We start from the raw sequence: 16,100 nt of genomic DNA, 5'->3' as shown, positions 1-16,100 counted from the left end.
GTGAAGATTACCAAGGGCTTAGCCCTTGCGAGAGAAAGGAAAGAAAATCTTATGATGAACATGCAAAGCATGATGAAGCAAGCACAAAAGCTTCAAAAACAAATGGAAAAAGGACAGGCAGAACTAGCTGCAACAGAATTTACCGGCAAATCAGCTCAAGACTTAGTCGTTGCTAAACTGACTGGCGATAAAAAGGTAGTCAGCATTGACTTCAATCCAGCAGTTGTGGATCCTGAAGATTTGGAAACTCTGTCAGAGATGACTGCGCAGGCCCTGAATCACGCGCTGGCTCAGATTGATGATGCTACTCAGAAGAAAATGGGCGCTTTCGCAGGCAAATTGCCATTTTAAGCAAGATAAATAACTTTCCAACTTGACTAAACATAAGTCAAGCAATACTCGAACCAGCAAAAAAGACTGAAGAATCTCAGTCTTTTTTGATTTATAGTTGTTCCCTCACCAGTCCACTACACAAAATTAAGCAAATCTGCTGCCTTACTCATCAAAAGCAGGGCATAGTCGGGATTGTTTTGCAGTTCCTTGATAGAGCTCTGCACCAGCTCCAAATCGTCGGTAATCATGCCATCGACACCCAAGCGGAAGGATTTACCGATACTGTCTGCATCATTGATGGTCCAGTCATAAAGCTTCTTATCTGTCGTCCATAGCTTATCGACAAAGTTTTCATCAAGGGTCGAGTACTCCATCGTATAGCCGGAAGCCTGTGTCCGTGGGAAAATAGTATTGTAGGGCAGGATAAAGAAGGTTGGTATGCCCTTATCATACTGGACTGTCTTGTCAATAACCTGATAGTCCAAAGACTGAATCTGGTGGCCATAAACCTTGATATTGGCTCCGTATTGACTAAGGAAACGGTCCATCATATCAGCTGAGTCCAAGTTGCTAGTCTTGATTTCTATCAAGAGTCTCTGGCCCATTTGATTGGCTCGTTTGAGATAAGCATCAAAGCTGGAAATTTTGGCAGTGTGTCCATTTTCTGAAATGTCTAAAGCCGTCAGCTCTTGCAGAGTCAGCTCTTGCGGTCTGGCATCGACGCCGGCCAATGCTTCTAGATTGGCATCGTGCATCATGACAAACTGGCCATCCTTGGTCTCCTGTACATCCATTTCGATATAATCTGGCTTGAGCAGGGCGGTTTTCTCTAGCGACTCAACCGTATTCTGGACACCATTTCCCTGCGAAACCCCGCGGTGAGAGATGGTCAGAGGGACGTTTTCCAAGGGCAGATTGAGATAGACAAATCCTTCAAGGGCAAAGACAGAGCTAGTGACCAAAAGGATAAACCAGCGCATGAGAGGCAGGCCTTTTCTGTAGCGGTATTCAGACAGCTTACTGTCTGTCAGAAAAGCCACAAACTTAATCAGAAAGTAGGCTACCATAAAGTAATAAGCCATCTTGATGAGACAGTAATTGACAACCGCCGCTATCAAGGCTATCTGATTGGACTGGGCATCCGCATACTGCTGCAACATCAAAATCGGAATGCTGCTTAAAAGAAAGAAGAGAAAGCTCTTGGCCAGTATCCAAAAGAGCTGCCAAGTATAGCGAATCAAGTGCCCCTTGGTCTTCTCCAAACTATACCTAATCGCGTCTCGTAGGCGGAAATGCTCAAAAAAGAGCTTGGGCAGGGCAAACATTAGTCGGACAGCTATCAAAAAAAGCAGAAAACCTAAAGCATAGATTGATAATTTCATCCATAAGGCCGTCTTGAGATAGGTCACGATAAATTCTGGAATCAAAATTTTATTCAAGTAGTAGATTTTGAGAATTTGCCGCAGAAAGGGAAAGATAAAGCCCATATACAGTGCAATAAAGAGGACCTTGCTGGGCCTAGCGTAGCGAATCAGTGAGCCGCTGTCTTTGAAACTTTTCTTAATGAACTGAAAGGCGCTGCGTTCTTCCTCATCCAGAAGATTGCGGAGCCCCATAAATATCAGTCCAATCTGAAAATAAGCGATAAAGAGATTGGCCGCAAAAAGCGCTAGAAAGGCTAAGCCAACCCAGACATTTGAAGTCAGAACTTTAAAGGCATTCGTATAAGATAAGAAGAGGTAGCCTGTCTGCTTGAGCAGAGTCTCTGCTGCAAAGGAGTTGAAAGGCACCCAGGCCAGCTCCATGAGCATAAAGACTGTGAAAAAGAGCAACAAAATTTTATCAAGATTGCGATAGAGACGTAAAAGTCCCAGTCTTTGTGATTTCATTTTCCTCCTTTATATTGTGAACGATACAAAACTTGCTAAAAAGCAATTCTTATTTAAAACAAGGTTGAGACAGATGTCCCAACCTTATTTTTATTTTCCAAATAAACGTGCCCAGAAGCCCTTGCTTTCCTGCTCCTGCACCTTTTCCTTGGCTTCATCCAACTCCAACAGCAAGGTTTCACGCTCATTCATAGCCTTAGCTGTTAGCTGCTGCTGCTGGTCCAACTGCTTGTCCTTTTCAGCAATCTGGACATCCTTAATGCGCAGCTGCTCATCTTTCTTAGCTAGCTGGCTGTCCTTGGCTTTAAGCTGTTCATAGAGACGCACAATCTCAGCATTTTTTTCGTCCACCAAGATTTCCATCAGCTCGCGTTGCTTCACATCTTCGCTAACAGGTTCATCTTCAAAAATAGTTTTCTTATAAATCTCTTCCAGCTTAATCAAGCCGCTGCGGGTCACCACCGTGACTCCTTTTTCATTCTTTTCCGTATCTTCTGGCGGCAGTGCCTTGACACGATTGTTAATCGCCTGGCGGCTAACTCCAAGAATCTCGGCTAACTCGCTGACTGTCTTTTCAATTGCCATAATTTCCTCAAAAACTTTTTCTAGTTTGTAGATACCTAAATCTTATCATATCAAGCCTTAACTGTCAAATTTCACAATATTTTTTGAGCCTGACTCCTATCTTTTCACCCCCTTTTTGTGATACAATGAGACAGATTAAGTGACTTAAAAACGAATAAGATACCACAGCCAAAATAAACAGGTAAGCAATGGCTAACTCCTAGATAATAGTAGCTGATAAAAAACTCAACATAGTCTTAGCCAAACTTATCTCTGAAAGGAAATCACAAATGAAGCATTTCGACACAATCATCATCGGAGGAGGACCGGCTGGCATGATGGCTGCCATTTCCAGTTCTTTCTACGGACAGAAGACCCTGCTCCTTGAGAAAAATAAACGATTGGGCAAGAAACTAGCTGGTACAGGTGGTGGCCGCTGCAATGTGACCAATAATGGAAACCTAGATGACCTCATGGCCGGTATTCCTGGCAACGGGCGCTTTCTTTACAGTGTCTTTTCTCAGTTTGATAACCATGATATCATCAACTTTTTTACAGAGAACGGCGTCAAACTCAAGGTTGAAGACCACGGACGTGTTTTCCCTGCGACAGACAAGTCCCGCACCATCATCGAAGCTTTGGAAAAGAAAATTGCAGAGCTGGGTGGCACTGTCATCACCAATACCGAAATCGTCTCCGTCAAAAAAACTGATGAGCTTTTCACCGTCAGATCCAGCGACCAGACTTGGACCTGCCAGAAATTGATTGTGACGACTGGTGGTAAGTCCTACCCTTCAACAGGCTCGACAGGCTTTGGTCACGATATTGCCCGACACTTCAAGCACACGGTGACTGACCTGGAAGCTGCTGAAAGTCCTCTTCTGACTGACTTTCCTCACAAAGCGCTTCAGGGGATTTCGCTGGACGATGTGACCCTCAGCTATGGCAAGCATGTCATCACCCACGACTTGCTCTTTACCCACTTTGGCCTATCAGGTCCGGCAGCTCTGCGCTTGTCTAGCTTTATCAAGGGTGGAGAAACCATCTTTCTGGATGTCCTTCCTCAGATGAGTCAGCAGGATCTGGCGGACTTTTTAGAAGATCATCGGGAAAAATCTCTGAAGAACTGCCTGAAAATCCTCCTGCCCGAGCGAATGGCAGACTTTTTTGCCCAGCCCTTTCCTGAGAAAGTCAAACAACTCAATCTCAGTGAAAAAGAAGCCCTCATCAAACAAATCAAAGAACTGCCCATCCCTGTCACTGGCAAAATGTCCCTGGCCAAGTCCTTTGTAACCAAGGGCGGCGTCAGCCTCAAAGAAATCAATCCCAAAACTCTAGAAAGCAAACTCGTTCCCGGCCTCCACTTTGCTGGAGAGGTCCTAGACATCAATGCCCACACGGGCGGCTTCAACATCACATCTGCCCTCTGCACCGGCTGGGTGGCAGGAAGCTTGCATTATGAGTGATAGGGAAAATATTTTAAAGTAATTGAAAAAACTGGTCGAAGAACATTGTACTGACCTCAAAAAGTTAGACAGAAAAATCTAACTTTTGGGGTACAGTGCACATTCTCACCAGTTTTTATTTCGCATTTGTCCGCACATAAGCAGCAATCACATCTGCTGTGTACTGGGCAGTTCCTGATCCAAATTGATCGATATTCTTCTTGAATTCTGGATTGTGGACATAGCCCTGACCGATGTGGGCAAAGACTTGCAGTGAGCAGTCAAAACCGTAAGTGCGAATGGCTTGTAAGAGACGTGTAGCCTGCTCTTGATTTTCTACTGCTTCAACTGGCAAGCCTTGCTGCATATTCTCTGCCAGACTTTGAAAAACTCGATTGAAGGCTGCGGCAGATTCTTCTTCCCGTCCATTTTGACGAGTCAGTGCTTCCGCCATGACTTCTTGACCGTATTCTTCGACAGCTTCTTGATGGTATTTTTGATTGTCTTCGTAGGTAAAGCCTGCGAATTTTTCTTTCATTGTCATTTTTCTTTCTCCCTTTTCGTCTTGAATGGTTTTTTGTAAGGTGGAAATCAAGATATCCAAGCGCTCTCTTTCCTGCTGCAAATACTCTAACTGCCTAACCAGATGAAGCAATAAGGCCTGATCGTCCTGACTCAGCAGCTCTGCTATTTTCTCCAAAGAAAAACCCAGATACTTATAGTAAAGGATGACCTGCAACCGCTCTAAATCATCTTGGCTGTATGTTCGATAGCCATTTTCTGATTTGGCGGGGACTAACAGTCCGATTTTATCATAATGATGCAGGGTTTTTACAGAGACACCTGACAGTTGTGCTGCTTCTTTGATATGGTACATGATAGACCTCCTTACTACTATAGTATAAGCCCTGACCAAAGGTCAGAGTCAAGCTTTTTTAGAAAATTTTTTAAACCTCTTTAAAGTTCCCAAAGCGTCTAGCAGTTATTTACGAGAAACCATAGCAATGAAGCCCAATTTTTCCTGATTCTTTTGGAACATCTTAAACATCTTCATAAATTGACTATAGTTTTCTTTTTTAAGGGCATTGAAGCAGATTTTCAGAGTGCCACCCAGCCCTTCGTCATATATCATGCCTCGAAGACTCATCAAGGTCATTTCGCCGACAAAGGTGTCTACACGGTCAAAAGCATGAGAACGTGCTAGCTGAATCCAAGAGCCTTCGGTTAGAGGCCCCACATTGACATTAATCGCACGAGATAGCTCTTCCCGGACATTCTCATCTTTTTGTTTGAGCATGACGTCATGTGTGAGGAGCACTCCGCCTGGCTTCAGCACCCGGTAGTACTCATCCATACATTTGGCTTTTCCCTTCTCCGTCTGCATGGTCAGCATGGCTTCATTGATAACGATATCAAACGAATTATCATCATAAGGCAGCTTCATGGCATTAGCTTGCTCAAATGTGACGAGTTCACTAACACCAGCCTTGTCTCCATTAAGCTTAGCCTGAGCCAGCGCAGCCTTATCCAAATCAACTGCAGTAATCTGGCAGCCATATCTTTTAGCCAGCTCGATCGTTGTAGTCCCCATATTGCAGGCGACTTCCAGAACCTTCTTTTCGCTGGAAAACTGCCCCTGCTCAATCAGCCAGTCGGTTGCCAGCTTACCACCGGGACGAAGGCGTTTCTTTCCTAATTTTGCTAAAAATTTATGACCTGCTTCTGCCATTTCCGAACCTCCATGATTTTGATTGCTTCCATTATAGCATAAAAGATTATATTTTCAGATAATTCTTAGAATTTAACAAAAAAAATAGACCGAATCGACCGATTCAATCTGTCTTGTATATTCTTTACAGCCCAAGAAATACAGTCAGATAGCGCAGCAAGGCTACTAAGACTACACCAAATACAACAGTTGCAATCAAGTTTTTATACTTAAAAGCCACATAGCTAGTTGGAAAAACGGCTATTAAATCCAGCCATTTAAAGATCGGCAGCTGACCTGTTTTAGCATTGGTGACACTGGATAGGATAAGGGCAAAGATTATGGAAACTGGTAGATATTTGAGGAAACGCTCTACCATGGGCGGAAGCCCCTTGTACTTGACTAGGATAAAGGGCAAAACCCGCGGAATCCAAGTGACTAGAGCTGACAAAAGAATGGCCAGCAAAATATACTTACTTATCATCCAAAATCACCCCCACTGTACAGCCTAGCAAGGTTGCAAAAAGCACCGCTAACGAATTTTGAAGTAGCATGGTCAGGAGCAAGTAGGCAAGGCCCACCACACCCAAGACGAAAAAGAGCTTCTTTATCTTGACCCGTCGCAGCATGATTGTAAACTGAGAAGAGAAGATTCCGATAAACATGGCGACTAGGGCAAAGTCCAGGCCAAAGCTCTCAGGATTGGGCAGAAGGGCACCGAGGGCTGTTCCTAAAATAGTACCCAAAATCCAAGAAGTATAACTCATGAAATTGTTACCCATCATCCAGCTAGCTGCAATCTCTTTTGTATGCACCTGCTCTCCCATCAAGACTCCGTAAGATTCATCTGTCAAAAAAGACCCAATGACAATATTCTGAGTCAAGCTAGACTTACGAAAAAGGGTCGATGCATGCAGACAGAGCAAAAGATGTCGGATATTAATAAGAAAAACAGTCAGTGCGATGGCCAAAACCGGCGCCTGCTGGGCAAATAAACCAATCATGGCAAACTGGGCACTGCCCGCATAAACCAGAATACTCATCAGCCCCATCTCCAAGGGATTCATATAGGGCGCCGCCATGATGCCGCAGGCTAGACCAATCCCAATATAGCCCAGAGCTGTTGGCACTGCTGCTTTTGCACCTTGTTTAAATGTCTGTCCGCGCATTCTTCTCCTTTACTCCATCGTTTCAAAAGCCAGACTTGGCTTAGCATTGAGGTCCAAACTGGCAAAATTTTCCTTATTCCACTCACTGACACTAGCATAAGCAATCATACCAGCATTGTCACCGCAGAGGCGAAGAGGCGGAATAATCACCTTAACATCCTGAATCTCAGCTGCCAAGCGTTCTCTCAGGCCTTGATTTGCCGCAACACCGCCCGCCACGACCAGAGTCTTGACTGGATATTTTTCCAGTGCTTTTTTAGTCTTGGCCATGAGAATATCCATAACCGCTGCCTGAAAGCTAGCAGACAAGTCTTGATTAGACAAAACCTCTCCTTTTTGTTGGGAATTGTGGTGCAGATTGATAAAGGCTGACTTGAGACCGGAAAAAGAAAATTCCAGATTGTCTTCCTTAATCATGGCCCGCGGAAAATCATAAATATCCTGTCCCTCATGAGCCAGCTGATCAATCTCCCGGCCTGCTGGATAGGTCAGGCCCATGACTCGACCGACCTTATCATAGGCTTCACCGACCGCATCATCGCGAGTTTCCCCCACAATCTTATAGTCACCAGCCTGACTAGCATAGACCAGCTCGGTATGGCCGCCACTGACCAAGAGAGCCAGCAAGGGAAATTCCAAGGGCTCCACACTCTGGGCTGCCATCAGGTGTCCAGCCATGTGATTGACTGGAATCAAGGGAATCCCATGAGCCCAAGCAAAGGACTTGGCCGCTGCCAAGCCGACCAGAAGCGCCCCAACCAGACCAGGACCATAGGTAACGGCCACTGCTGTGACCTGCTCCTCGCTAATCCCTGCTTCTGCCAAGGCCTCCTCAATGCAAACCGTAATGACCTCTACATGATGACGGCTGGCTACTTCCGGTACCACTCCGCCAAAACGCTTGTGGCTCTCAATCTGACTGGCAATGACATTGCTCAAAAGCTCGGTTTCATTCTTTAGAACCGCCACACTGGTCTCATCACAGGACGTCTCAAAAGCTAAAATATATCTATCTTTCATGGATCTCTCTTTTCATGACTATCGCGTCTTCCATCGGCGCATGGTAGTAGGCCTTCCGCCGCGCGATTTCTTTAAATTTTTCTTTTTTGTAAAATAGCAGAGCTGGCTTGTTGGACTCCCTCACTTCGAGGAATATTTCCTTGTCGGTAGGTAAAAAGTCGAACAAGGCTGTCGCGATTTTCTGCCCCTGATAGTTAGGCAATACAGCAATCTGCAGAACTTCTGCTTCAAAGTCTGTATCCTGCCAGACTAAAAAGCCGACAAGCTGACTCCCATCTTCTGCTAGCGCACATCTATTCACATTCGAGAGCAGGACCTCTTCCAATTGACCCACAGTCCAAGGGCTGACCGCATAGACTGCAAGTAAGAGCTGTTCCAGCTCTTCTGCTAGAACTGCCACGTCCACATCCGAGCTGTCGCTCCATTTTCTCAACTTAATCATAGGCGCTGAATGTAAGAATTACTGGATTCCTGGTGGGTCTTGAGCCAATTTTCCTCAGCCTCTACCCGCTTGAGGTAGTTAGGGACAAAATCATGAATAGACTGGGCTGGCAGGTCTAAACCGAGACGACCAACAGCTGCTGCGTCTGGTAAGGTCGGCAGAATGGCTGCTTGAGGAAGAGCCGCTTCAATCTGCTCCGTAAAAGCTGTCGTTTCTCCGACAAAGGTGACTGATTGGTTAGCAGCGCCAGCCATTTCCAACACCTCTGCCAAAGGCAGATGAGCTTCTGGTCGTACTGCCTGGCCTGACCGATAAAAACCTGCGTAGACATTATTTCGGCGGGCATCCACGATAGGAATGACCAAACCTTCCGCCTGCTCTGGGACTAAAGCCAGCAGACTAGACACACCGACCAGCTCAATCTTGAGGGTATGAGCCAGAGTCTTGGCTGTCGCCACCGCCATTCGCAGACCTGTGTAGCTGCCCGGACCCTGAGCAACTACGATACGATCCAAATCCGTCGGCTTCATGTCCAGACTATTCATCAGAAAATCAATAGCCGGCATCAGGGTAATGCTGTGGTTTTTCTTTATATTTAAAGTCATCTGCGCCAGCAAGGTATCGTCCTCTAAAATCGCGAGCGTCAGCGCCTTACTTGACGTATCAAAAGCTGCAATCTTCATGCTTATCCTCTATTTTTCCTCTTGCCGCCAAAGTGAGCGGCGTTTTAATTTGTCTTCGTAGAAACTATCTACCAAAAATTCTTCTAAAATCTGGCTAAAAGCCTCCAAATTAGGCACTTGCTGCGCCAAGTGTTTTCCAAAAATCGCTTCTTGCTCAGCAATCTTGGGCAGCAAATCCGCTCCAGCAGCAGTCAAGCTCAAGCGAGAACTGCGCTTGTCCTTGCTAGAAATTTCCTTCTTGACCAAGCCTTTTTTAATCAAAGCCTGCACCAAGCGACTAGGGCTTTTTTCCTCACAAATCAGGGATTCCCCCAAGCCCTTGAGAGACAGCGGAGCATGTTCGCCCAAAACGAGCAAGACCTCGCTTTGATTGGGCGTAATTCCCAAAGGCTCTAGCAACTTCCCATATTCTCTCGTCGCTAAGCTCTCTGCACTTCTAAACAAATAGCCAAATCGAATTCCTTCTGCTACCACGCTGCTCTCCTTTCAAAAATCACTTCTATACTATTTTACACTAGATTAGGTAAATTGTTGACAATTTTAGTTAAAAAATATAAAATCTTAAATAGATGATATATCATCTATTTGCAAAAGGAGGAAAAACGGATGACCCCAAACCCTACAAATCAAAAACCAGCTAGAACAATGACCCACGCTTTTGTGACTGGTGCGACCGGTCTTTTAGGAAATAATCTCGTGCGTGCTCTGCTAAAAGAAAACATTCAAGTGACCGCTCTCGTTCGCTCCGAGGAAAAAGCGCGCAAACAATTTGCCGACCTGCCTATCCAGATTGTCAAGGGGGATATTTTAGAGCCCGAAAGCTATCGTGACTATCTAGCAGGCTGCGACAGCCTCTTTCATACCGCTGCTTTTTTCCGCGATAATTATAAAGGCGGCAAGCACTGGCAGGAGCTCTACGACACTAATATTATAGGCACAAATAACCTCCTAGAAGCTGCTTACGAGGCTGGTATCCGCCAATTTGTCCATACTTCCTCCTGTGTCGTACTGGAAGGTGAGGCCAATCAGCTAATCGATGAAAGCATGTCTCGCTCAAAAGATACTCCTTTTGATTACTATCGCAGCAAGATTTTGAGTGAAGAGGCCGTTCGTGATTTCTTGGACAAGCATTCAGATGTTTTCGGTTGCTTTATCTTGCCGAGTGTAATGTTGGGTCCTAGAGACCTTGGTCCGACCTCCAGTGGGCAGCTGATTATCAATTTTGTAGAGCAAAAACTTCCAGGTATCTTAAAGGCTAGCTATAATATGGTGGATGCTAGAGATGTAGCAGATATTCATCTCCGCGCCATGAAATACGGACGCTCAAAGGAGCGCTATCTGGCAGTTGGACGGCAAGTGACCATGACAGAATTGTACCAAATACTGGAAAAAATCACTGGCGTTCCCGCCCCCAAGCGCAAGATCTCCCCTCTTTTCGTCAAAATCTATGCCCAAGCAAGTGAGCTCTACCACCGGCTCACCAAAAAACCAATTTTGGTTACCAATGAGCTCGCTCATCTCATGGCCGAAGAATATCTCAAAAGTAATTTTAGCTTTGCCAAAACCGAGAGCGAGCTAGGCGGACAGCATCGCCCTCTCGAAGAAAGCTTAGCTGACGTGGTAGATTGGTACCGCAAGCACGGCTATTTCGCCAAATAAGCAGCCCTCAAAATCAAGTGACCAAATGTTCATCGCTTGATTTTCCGCACTTCTGAATAAATATCTAAAACGGTCTCCTGAAGATGACATTCTATTCCCATCCTTTGCAAATTTCTTCTGTATCTATTTTACACTAATTCCCTTAATTGTTGACAATTAATCTTGCAAAATATAAAATAAGAGAATAGATGACATATCATCTAAATATAATTTAAGGAGAATATCCATGCCCCCAAAACACCAAAGCCGAAGTATTCACCACGCCTTCGTTACTGGCGCAACAGGTTTATTAGGAAATAATCTAGTGCAAGCCCTTCTAAAAAAAGGAATTCAGGTGACTGCTTTAGTACGCTCTCGACAGAAAGCCTTAGAGCAGTTTGGCAATCTGCCGATCCATTTCATTGAAGGAGATATTTGCCAGCCAGACAGCTATCAAAATCATATGCAAGGTTGTGATAGTCTTTTTCACACAGCTGCTTTCTTTCGAGATAGTTTGAAAGGCGGTCAGCACTGGCAAGAACTGTATAATACCAATGTGAAGGGTAGTTTGGAACTTTTTGAAGCTGCTTATAAAGCTGGCATTCGCCAGGCAATTCATACCTCATCAATTGCAGTTCTCTATGGCGAACAAAATCAACTGATTGATGAAAGCATGCTACGCAGCAGGAATACAAGCAATGACTACTACCGCAGTAAGATATTAAGCGAAGAGGTTCTCTTAGATTTTTCAAAAAAACATCCTGATTTTTTTGTTAGTTTTGTCCTGCCTGGATTTATGTTTGGCCCAGGCGATATTGGTCCCACTTCTGCGGGACAGTTGATTTTCGACTTCGTTCATAAAAAACTGCCTGGAATCATTCCCGGCAGCTATAGCGTCGTAGATGCCCGAGACGTTGCAAACTGCGAAATCCTGGCTATGCAGTATGGCCGACAAGGAGAACGATATTTAGCAGCTGGTAGGCATATGACGATGGAAGAATTATTGAAGAACCTAGAAGCGGTCAGCGGAGTTGCCGCTCCAACTAGACGGATTCCTCTTTTTCTTCTAAAGATAATTGCTCAGTCCAATGAACTATATCATCGCCTAACAAAACGGCCTATTTTGTTGAGTAAGGCTGCTGTGACCTCTACCGAAGAGGAATATCTCCGAACACATTTCAATTCTGCAAAATCCCAAAATGAGTTGGGAGCCCATTTCCGTCCCTTTGAAGAAACTCTCAAAGATGTCCTAGCTTGGTACAAAGAGCACGGCTATCTCTCATAAGATTAAAAATATCCAGAACAGGCATTTCAGAAATATAGAATCCGAATGCTTTTAGACTAAATCACTCTTACATTTTCTTATCTCCACCTTTTACTATTCCCTTATTTTATGTTATAATCATTATAATTGTAACGAATCAGGATTAATCTACTACTCAGAATTAAATAAAAGAAAACAGCTAATCAGCTGTTGTTTTCTGCAGGTTAATCATGAAAATATGAAAGGAAATGTAATGATTTACAAAGTTTTTTATCAGGAAACAAAAGAGCGCAGTCCGCGCCGTGAAAAGACACGCGCCCTCTATTTGGATATTCAAGCTGACAGCGAGTTGGAAGGTCGCATTCAGGCTCGTAAGTTAGTCGAAGAAAATACCCCTTACAATATTGAATTTATCGAGCTCTTGTCTGACAAACACCTCGAATACGAAAAAGAGTCAGGCACTTTTGAATTGACGGAGTTCTAACCCATGGCATATACCTTAAAACCCAAAGAAGTTGGCGTTTTTGCGATTGGTGGGTTAGGCGAAATCGGTAAAAACACCTACGGGATTGAATACCAAAATGAAATCATCATCGTGGATGCCGGTATCAAATTCCCAGAAGACGACCTGCTAGGAATTGACTATGTCATTCCTGACTACTCTTATATCGTGGAAAATATTGACCGCGTAAAAGCTGTCCTCATCACCCACGGGCACGAGGACCATATCGGCGGTATTCCTTTCCTGCTCAAGCAAGCCAATGTTCCTATCTATGCTGGTCCTCTGGCTCTGGCCCTCATTCGCGGCAAGCTAGAAGAACATGGACTTTTGCGCGATGCCAAGCTCTATGAAATCAATCAAAACACAGAACTGCAGTTCAAGCATCTGAAAGCTACTTTCTTCCGGACAACCCACTCTATTCCAGAACCTTTGGGAATTGTCATCCATACGCCGCAGGGTAAGATTGTCTGTACAGGTGACTTCAAGTTTGACTTTACACCAGTCGGTGAGCCGGCAGACTTGCACCGTATGGCCGCTCTGGGCGAGGAAGGTGTGCTCTGTCTCCTATCTGACTCGACCAATGCTGAAGTTCCGACCTTTACCAATTCCGAAAAAGTGGTCGGACAGTCTATCATGAAGATTATCGAAAGCATTCATGGACGGATTATTTTCGCCTCCTTTGCTTCAAACATCTTCCGACTCCAGCAGGCAGCAGATGCAGCTGTCAAGACCGGTCGTAAGATTGCGGTCTTTGGCCGATCCATGGAAAAGGCTATTGTCAACGGGATTGAGCTGGGCTATATCAAGGTTCCTAAAGATACCTTCATCGAGCCAAATGAACTCAAGGACTATCCAGCTGGCGAAGTGCTGATTATGTGTACCGGAAGTCAGGGTGAGCCGATGGCAGCCCTGTCTCGGATTGCCAATGGTACTCACCGTCAGGTTCAGCTGCAGCCTGGAGATACAGTCATCTTCTCATCTAGTCCTATCCCTGGCAATACGACCAGCGTTAACAAGCTGATTAATATCATTTCCGAGGCCGGTGTAGAAGTGATTCACGGTAAGATTAACAACATCCACACCTCTGGACACGGTGGCCAACAAGAGCAGAAACTCATGCTTCGCTTGATCAAGCCTAAATATTTCATGCCAGTCCATGGTGAATACCGTATGCAGAAAGTCCATGCAGGCCTAGCCGTTGATACTGGAGTACCAAAAGACAATATCTTCATCATGAGCAATGGTGACGTGCTGGCTCTGACAGCTGACTCAGCTCGTATTGCCGGCAGCTTCAACGCTCAAGATATTTATGTTGATGGGAACCGCATTGGTGAAATCGGAGCTGCAGTCCTGCGCGACCGTAAAGACCTGTCAGAGGACGGTGTTGTCCTGGCTGTTGCGACGGTTGATTTTGAGTCCAAGATGATTTTAGCCGGTCCAGATATTCTCAGCCGTGGCTTTATCTACATGCGCGAATCAGGTGACCTCATTCGCCAAAGCCAACGCATCCTCTTTAACGCCATTCGCATTGCACTCAAGAATAAAGACGCCAGCGTCCAATCTGTTAGCGGCGCTATCGTCAATGCCTTGCGTCCTTTCCTCTACGAAAGCACCGAGCGTGAACCTATTATTATTCCGATGGTGCTTACACCAGACGAAGACAACTAAAAAATAAGCTTTGCTAGATTTAGCAAGGCTTATTTTCTGCTTTATTTTTTGTTCGCGAAGCATGCTTGATAATCCAAGCGCAACTCGGACTCAGTTTTTCCTCTTGCCAAGTCCCAATCACCCTCTCGAATTTTTCAGGATCTTCTTTATATAAATCATTCAGATTATTAGCGACACTTTTTTGGATTGATTTATCCGCATCATCCTTTAGATTCCTTAAAATAGCGGTAAATTCATCAAAATAATCTAAGACCACAGTCTGCTTCTTAGCCCAGGGCAGTCGGATACGCATACACTCGCTGGCTAATCTGCGGACGCGCATATTCTCATCTCGGCTCCACTCTAGCAGTAAATCCATCGTAGCTTTAGGATAATTAGCCAGCAAGGGCCGCATGGAAAATTCTCCAGTAAATCGCTTGGTTAATTCCTTACTGAAGGCTGCACTCAGCTCGAATTCCTGACCTCCGTAAAGTTCTACGTATTTGCCAATCGGCCACAACCAGTACCCTTCTGAGAACATACCCAAGCCGTCCTCTAACTCCGGACCAAGTATCTGCTCAAAAACCTTCAGAGAATCAGCATAAGAAAGCGGCAAGCATTCTTTGATACTCTTTGCCAGCAACTCTTGACGCTGAGTAAATTCCAAAGCCTCTAATTCGCTTTCAACTAGAGACATAAAATGCTGAGCATCAAATTTATCTGTTACTGTTTGCAAGCGACGGCTCAAATCCTCGGCATAAACCAAATCATAATAATCTTTAACCTTTTTCGCCATGATTTTTAAATCCCCTTAACAGACTTCTCACTGCTCCTCTGACTTCTGCTTCATCCTCTTTCTCAGCTAGAAAAAGAGACAACTCATTCAAGGCACCTGAAATCATATGAGCCGCCATATCCAAATCAATAGAGATAAGTCTTCCTTCTTTAGATAAAATGTCTAATTGCTCTCTCAAATGAAAGAAAGAATTAGCCTCGTCCTGACGACGCCACTCTTTCCACTCAACGACATTGGGACCATCAAGCAAGAGAATGCGTTTATTTTCGGTCAAGGTTGCAAAACGAACAAAAGCCACACAGCCTTCCACCAACTGCTCCCAAGAATCGTGTGTTTCCAGGGCGCTTTTTTCTACATAAGACCCCAGTTCGGATTGAATTTGTGCCAGTACGGCGGTAAATAAAGTTTTCTTATTCCCGAAATGGTGATAAAGTGCACCTCTTGTCATTCCCAACTCATCTACAATTTCTTCCAAGGAAGTTTCTGAAAAAACCTTTAAAGAAAAATGTTTCTGGGCGATAGCTAATATTTTCTTGCTTGTCTCTAAGGAAGCCTGCTGTTTTTTATTCATCTTCGCTCTCCAAATAATTTGCCGCAAACTCCGCGCTAGGTGGAATTACTTGAATTACATCAACCAAAACAGAACCCGGCGCTTTCACAATGAAATGGCGCTGACCAAAATCTTCACTCTTAATGGGAAGAAGGAACTCCATTTCTTCTTGCTGACGCAATTCTTCATAAAGACAATCCACATTGTCAACTTCGATATTGATGATTAGACCACTCGCCTTAGACTGGTAGGCTTGTAGCACTGTCCCATGCTTGCTATCAATAAAAGCAAGCTCAAAACCACTCTCGATATTCTTTAAACTAATATACCAATCTGAATGGAAGGTTTCCTGAAATTGGAAATATTCAATGAAAAATTGTGCCGCTTGATGGACATCTTCGCTCATTAAAACGGGGTATAAACTGGTAATCATTTGTTCTCCTTTTCTTA

At 44.6% G+C, this 16,100-nt stretch carries 19 protein-coding genes; 6 read left to right on the top strand and 13 right to left on the bottom strand.

Annotated elements, in window-relative coordinates; genetic code table 11:
- Positions 1–51: 51 nt before the first annotated feature.
- Positions 52–351: a YbaB/EbfC family nucleoid-associated protein gene (locus K4I03_RS06145; RefSeq protein WP_002919734.1), complete on the top strand. Its 300-nt coding sequence runs from the start codon at positions 52–54 to the stop codon at positions 349–351.
- A 116-nt stretch (positions 352–467) separates the two neighbouring features.
- Here the strand turns inward: K4I03_RS06145 and K4I03_RS06140 are convergent, their stop codons facing one another.
- Positions 468–2,222 (bottom strand): glycerophosphoryl diester phosphodiesterase membrane domain-containing protein, encoded by a 1,755-nt coding sequence (locus tag K4I03_RS06140; protein ID WP_002926842.1) that lies wholly within the window; start codon positions 2,220–2,222, stop codon positions 468–470.
- Positions 2,223–2,312: 90 nt separating this feature from the next.
- The gene (locus K4I03_RS06135) at positions 2,313–2,807 is read right to left on the bottom strand and encodes a DUF536 domain-containing protein (protein WP_002896624.1); all 495 of its coding nucleotides are present in this window, start codon (positions 2,805–2,807) and stop codon (positions 2,313–2,315) included.
- Between the two features lie 269 nt (positions 2,808–3,076).
- On the opposite strand from K4I03_RS06135, the gene K4I03_RS06130 reads away from it, so the two are divergent.
- Positions 3,077–4,252, top strand: a complete 1,176-nt coding sequence (locus K4I03_RS06130) for a BaiN/RdsA family NAD(P)/FAD-dependent oxidoreductase (RefSeq protein WP_002916062.1) — start codon at positions 3,077–3,079, stop codon at positions 4,250–4,252.
- Between the two features lie 115 nt (positions 4,253–4,367).
- On the opposite strand, the gene K4I03_RS06125 is transcribed toward K4I03_RS06130, so the two are convergent.
- The 8 genes from K4I03_RS06125 to K4I03_RS06090 form a co-directional block, all read right to left on the bottom strand.
- Positions 4,368–5,108, bottom strand: a complete 741-nt coding sequence (locus tag K4I03_RS06125; RefSeq protein WP_227964048.1) for a MerR family transcriptional regulator — start codon at positions 5,106–5,108, stop codon at positions 4,368–4,370.
- Positions 5,109–5,213: 105 nt separating this feature from the next.
- Positions 5,214–5,960 (bottom strand): class I SAM-dependent methyltransferase, encoded by a 747-nt coding sequence (locus tag K4I03_RS06120; protein WP_227964047.1) that lies wholly within the window; start codon positions 5,958–5,960, stop codon positions 5,214–5,216.
- A gap of 124 nt (positions 5,961–6,084) precedes the next feature.
- Positions 6,085–6,423 (bottom strand): AzlD domain-containing protein, encoded by a 339-nt coding sequence (locus K4I03_RS06115; protein WP_227964046.1) that lies wholly within the window; start codon positions 6,421–6,423, stop codon positions 6,085–6,087.
- Positions 6,413–7,108: an AzlC family ABC transporter permease gene (locus K4I03_RS06110; RefSeq protein ID WP_227964045.1), complete on the bottom strand. Its 696-nt coding sequence runs from the start codon at positions 7,106–7,108 to the stop codon at positions 6,413–6,415. Before K4I03_RS06110 ends, K4I03_RS06115 begins: the two co-directional genes overlap by 11 nt.
- A 9-nt stretch (positions 7,109–7,117) precedes the next feature.
- On the bottom strand, positions 7,118–8,128 hold the full coding sequence (gene tsaD, locus K4I03_RS06105; protein WP_227964044.1) for a tRNA (adenosine(37)-N6)-threonylcarbamoyltransferase complex transferase subunit TsaD: 1,011 nt from the start codon (positions 8,126–8,128) through the stop codon (positions 7,118–7,120).
- Entirely contained in the window at positions 8,118–8,570 is a 453-nt protein-coding gene (rimI, locus tag K4I03_RS06100; protein ID WP_227964043.1) for a ribosomal protein S18-alanine N-acetyltransferase, read from the bottom strand. Before rimI ends, tsaD begins: the two co-directional genes overlap by 11 nt.
- Positions 8,567–9,253: a tRNA (adenosine(37)-N6)-threonylcarbamoyltransferase complex dimerization subunit type 1 TsaB gene (gene tsaB / locus K4I03_RS06095; RefSeq protein WP_002926863.1), complete on the bottom strand. Its 687-nt coding sequence runs from the start codon at positions 9,251–9,253 to the stop codon at positions 8,567–8,569. Before tsaB ends, rimI begins: the two co-directional genes overlap by 4 nt.
- A gap of 9 nt (positions 9,254–9,262) precedes the next feature.
- Positions 9,263–9,727: a MarR family winged helix-turn-helix transcriptional regulator gene (locus K4I03_RS06090; RefSeq protein ID WP_000225125.1), complete on the bottom strand. Its 465-nt coding sequence runs from the start codon at positions 9,725–9,727 to the stop codon at positions 9,263–9,265.
- 132 nt (positions 9,728–9,859) lie between these two features.
- Here K4I03_RS06090 and K4I03_RS06085 point away from each other — a divergent pair, with 132 nt between their 5' ends.
- The 4 genes from K4I03_RS06085 (at position 9,860) to rnjA (ending at position 14,325) form a co-directional block, all read left to right on the top strand.
- Complete coding sequence (locus tag K4I03_RS06085) at positions 9,860–10,912, top strand: SDR family oxidoreductase (RefSeq protein ID WP_002903702.1); 1,053 nt, start codon at positions 9,860–9,862, stop codon at positions 10,910–10,912.
- Between the two features lie 226 nt (positions 10,913–11,138).
- Positions 11,139–12,176: an SDR family oxidoreductase gene (locus K4I03_RS06080; RefSeq protein ID WP_227964042.1), complete on the top strand. Its 1,038-nt coding sequence runs from the start codon at positions 11,139–11,141 to the stop codon at positions 12,174–12,176.
- Positions 12,177–12,408: 232 nt separating this feature from the next.
- Positions 12,409–12,639: a DNA-dependent RNA polymerase subunit epsilon gene (locus K4I03_RS06075; RefSeq protein ID WP_048772151.1), complete on the top strand. Its 231-nt coding sequence runs from the start codon at positions 12,409–12,411 to the stop codon at positions 12,637–12,639.
- 3 nt (positions 12,640–12,642) lie between these two features.
- Positions 12,643–14,325 (top strand): ribonuclease J1, encoded by a 1,683-nt coding sequence (gene rnjA / locus K4I03_RS06070; RefSeq protein WP_227964041.1) that lies wholly within the window; start codon positions 12,643–12,645, stop codon positions 14,323–14,325.
- A 19-nt stretch (positions 14,326–14,344) separates the two neighbouring features.
- Here rnjA and K4I03_RS06065 read toward each other — a convergent pair whose 3' ends face one another.
- The 3 genes from K4I03_RS06065 to K4I03_RS06055 are packed head-to-tail and all read right to left on the bottom strand — an operon-like array spanning position 14,345 to position 16,083.
- On the bottom strand, positions 14,345–15,100 hold the full coding sequence (locus tag K4I03_RS06065; RefSeq protein ID WP_227964040.1) for a DNA alkylation repair protein: 756 nt from the start codon (positions 15,098–15,100) through the stop codon (positions 14,345–14,347).
- Entirely contained in the window at positions 15,084–15,671 is a 588-nt protein-coding gene (locus K4I03_RS06060; protein ID WP_227964039.1) for a TetR/AcrR family transcriptional regulator, read from the bottom strand. The genes K4I03_RS06065 and K4I03_RS06060 overlap by 17 nt, the downstream gene beginning before the upstream one ends.
- Positions 15,664–16,083 carry a VOC family protein gene (locus K4I03_RS06055; protein WP_227964038.1) on the bottom strand — a complete coding sequence of 140 codons (420 nt, stop codon included), beginning with the start codon at positions 16,081–16,083 and terminating at the stop codon, positions 15,664–15,666. Before K4I03_RS06055 ends, K4I03_RS06060 begins: the two co-directional genes overlap by 8 nt.
- Between the last annotated feature and the right edge of the window lie 17 nt (positions 16,084–16,100).

The sequence above is a fragment of the Streptococcus sanguinis genome, assembly GCF_020729725.1.
Lineage (GTDB): Bacteria > Bacillota > Bacilli > Lactobacillales > Streptococcaceae > Streptococcus > Streptococcus sanguinis_V.
Note: the sequence above shows the minus strand (reverse complement) of the source record. Positions and strands in the feature narration are given on the sequence as shown.

Coding starts and splice junctions, on each gene's coding strand:
- rimI (WP_227964043.1), bottom strand. CDS start 8,570: ATGATTAAGTTGAGAAAATGGAGCGACAGCTCGGATGTGGACGTGGCA.
- tsaB (WP_002926863.1), bottom strand. CDS start 9,253: ATGAAGATTGCAGCTTTTGATACGTCAAGTAAGGCGCTGACGCTCGCG.
- K4I03_RS06085 (WP_002903702.1), top strand. CDS start 9,860: ATGACCCCAAACCCTACAAATCAAAAACCAGCTAGAACAATGACCCAC.
- K4I03_RS06055 (WP_227964038.1), bottom strand. CDS start 16,083: ATGATTACCAGTTTATACCCCGTTTTAATGAGCGAAGATGTCCATCAA.
- K4I03_RS06130 (WP_002916062.1), top strand. CDS start 3,077: ATGAAGCATTTCGACACAATCATCATCGGAGGAGGACCGGCTGGCATG.
- K4I03_RS06065 (WP_227964040.1), bottom strand. CDS start 15,100: ATGGCGAAAAAGGTTAAAGATTATTATGATTTGGTTTATGCCGAGGAT.
- rnjA (WP_227964041.1), top strand. CDS start 12,643: ATGGCATATACCTTAAAACCCAAAGAAGTTGGCGTTTTTGCGATTGGT.
- K4I03_RS06075 (WP_048772151.1), top strand. CDS start 12,409: ATGATTTACAAAGTTTTTTATCAGGAAACAAAAGAGCGCAGTCCGCGC.
- K4I03_RS06080 (WP_227964042.1), top strand. CDS start 11,139: ATGCCCCCAAAACACCAAAGCCGAAGTATTCACCACGCCTTCGTTACT.
- K4I03_RS06120 (WP_227964047.1), bottom strand. CDS start 5,960: ATGGCAGAAGCAGGTCATAAATTTTTAGCAAAATTAGGAAAGAAACGC.
- K4I03_RS06110 (WP_227964045.1), bottom strand. CDS start 7,108: ATGCGCGGACAGACATTTAAACAAGGTGCAAAAGCAGCAGTGCCAACA.
- K4I03_RS06115 (WP_227964046.1), bottom strand. CDS start 6,423: ATGATAAGTAAGTATATTTTGCTGGCCATTCTTTTGTCAGCTCTAGTC.
- K4I03_RS06145 (WP_002919734.1), top strand. CDS start 52: ATGATGAACATGCAAAGCATGATGAAGCAAGCACAAAAGCTTCAAAAA.
- K4I03_RS06140 (WP_002926842.1), bottom strand. CDS start 2,222: ATGAAATCACAAAGACTGGGACTTTTACGTCTCTATCGCAATCTTGAT.
- tsaD (WP_227964044.1), bottom strand. CDS start 8,128: ATGAAAGATAGATATATTTTAGCTTTTGAGACGTCCTGTGATGAGACC.
- K4I03_RS06060 (WP_227964039.1), bottom strand. CDS start 15,671: ATGAATAAAAAACAGCAGGCTTCCTTAGAGACAAGCAAGAAAATATTA.
- K4I03_RS06135 (WP_002896624.1), bottom strand. CDS start 2,807: ATGGCAATTGAAAAGACAGTCAGCGAGTTAGCCGAGATTCTTGGAGTT.
- K4I03_RS06125 (WP_227964048.1), bottom strand. CDS start 5,108: ATGTACCATATCAAAGAAGCAGCACAACTGTCAGGTGTCTCTGTAAAA.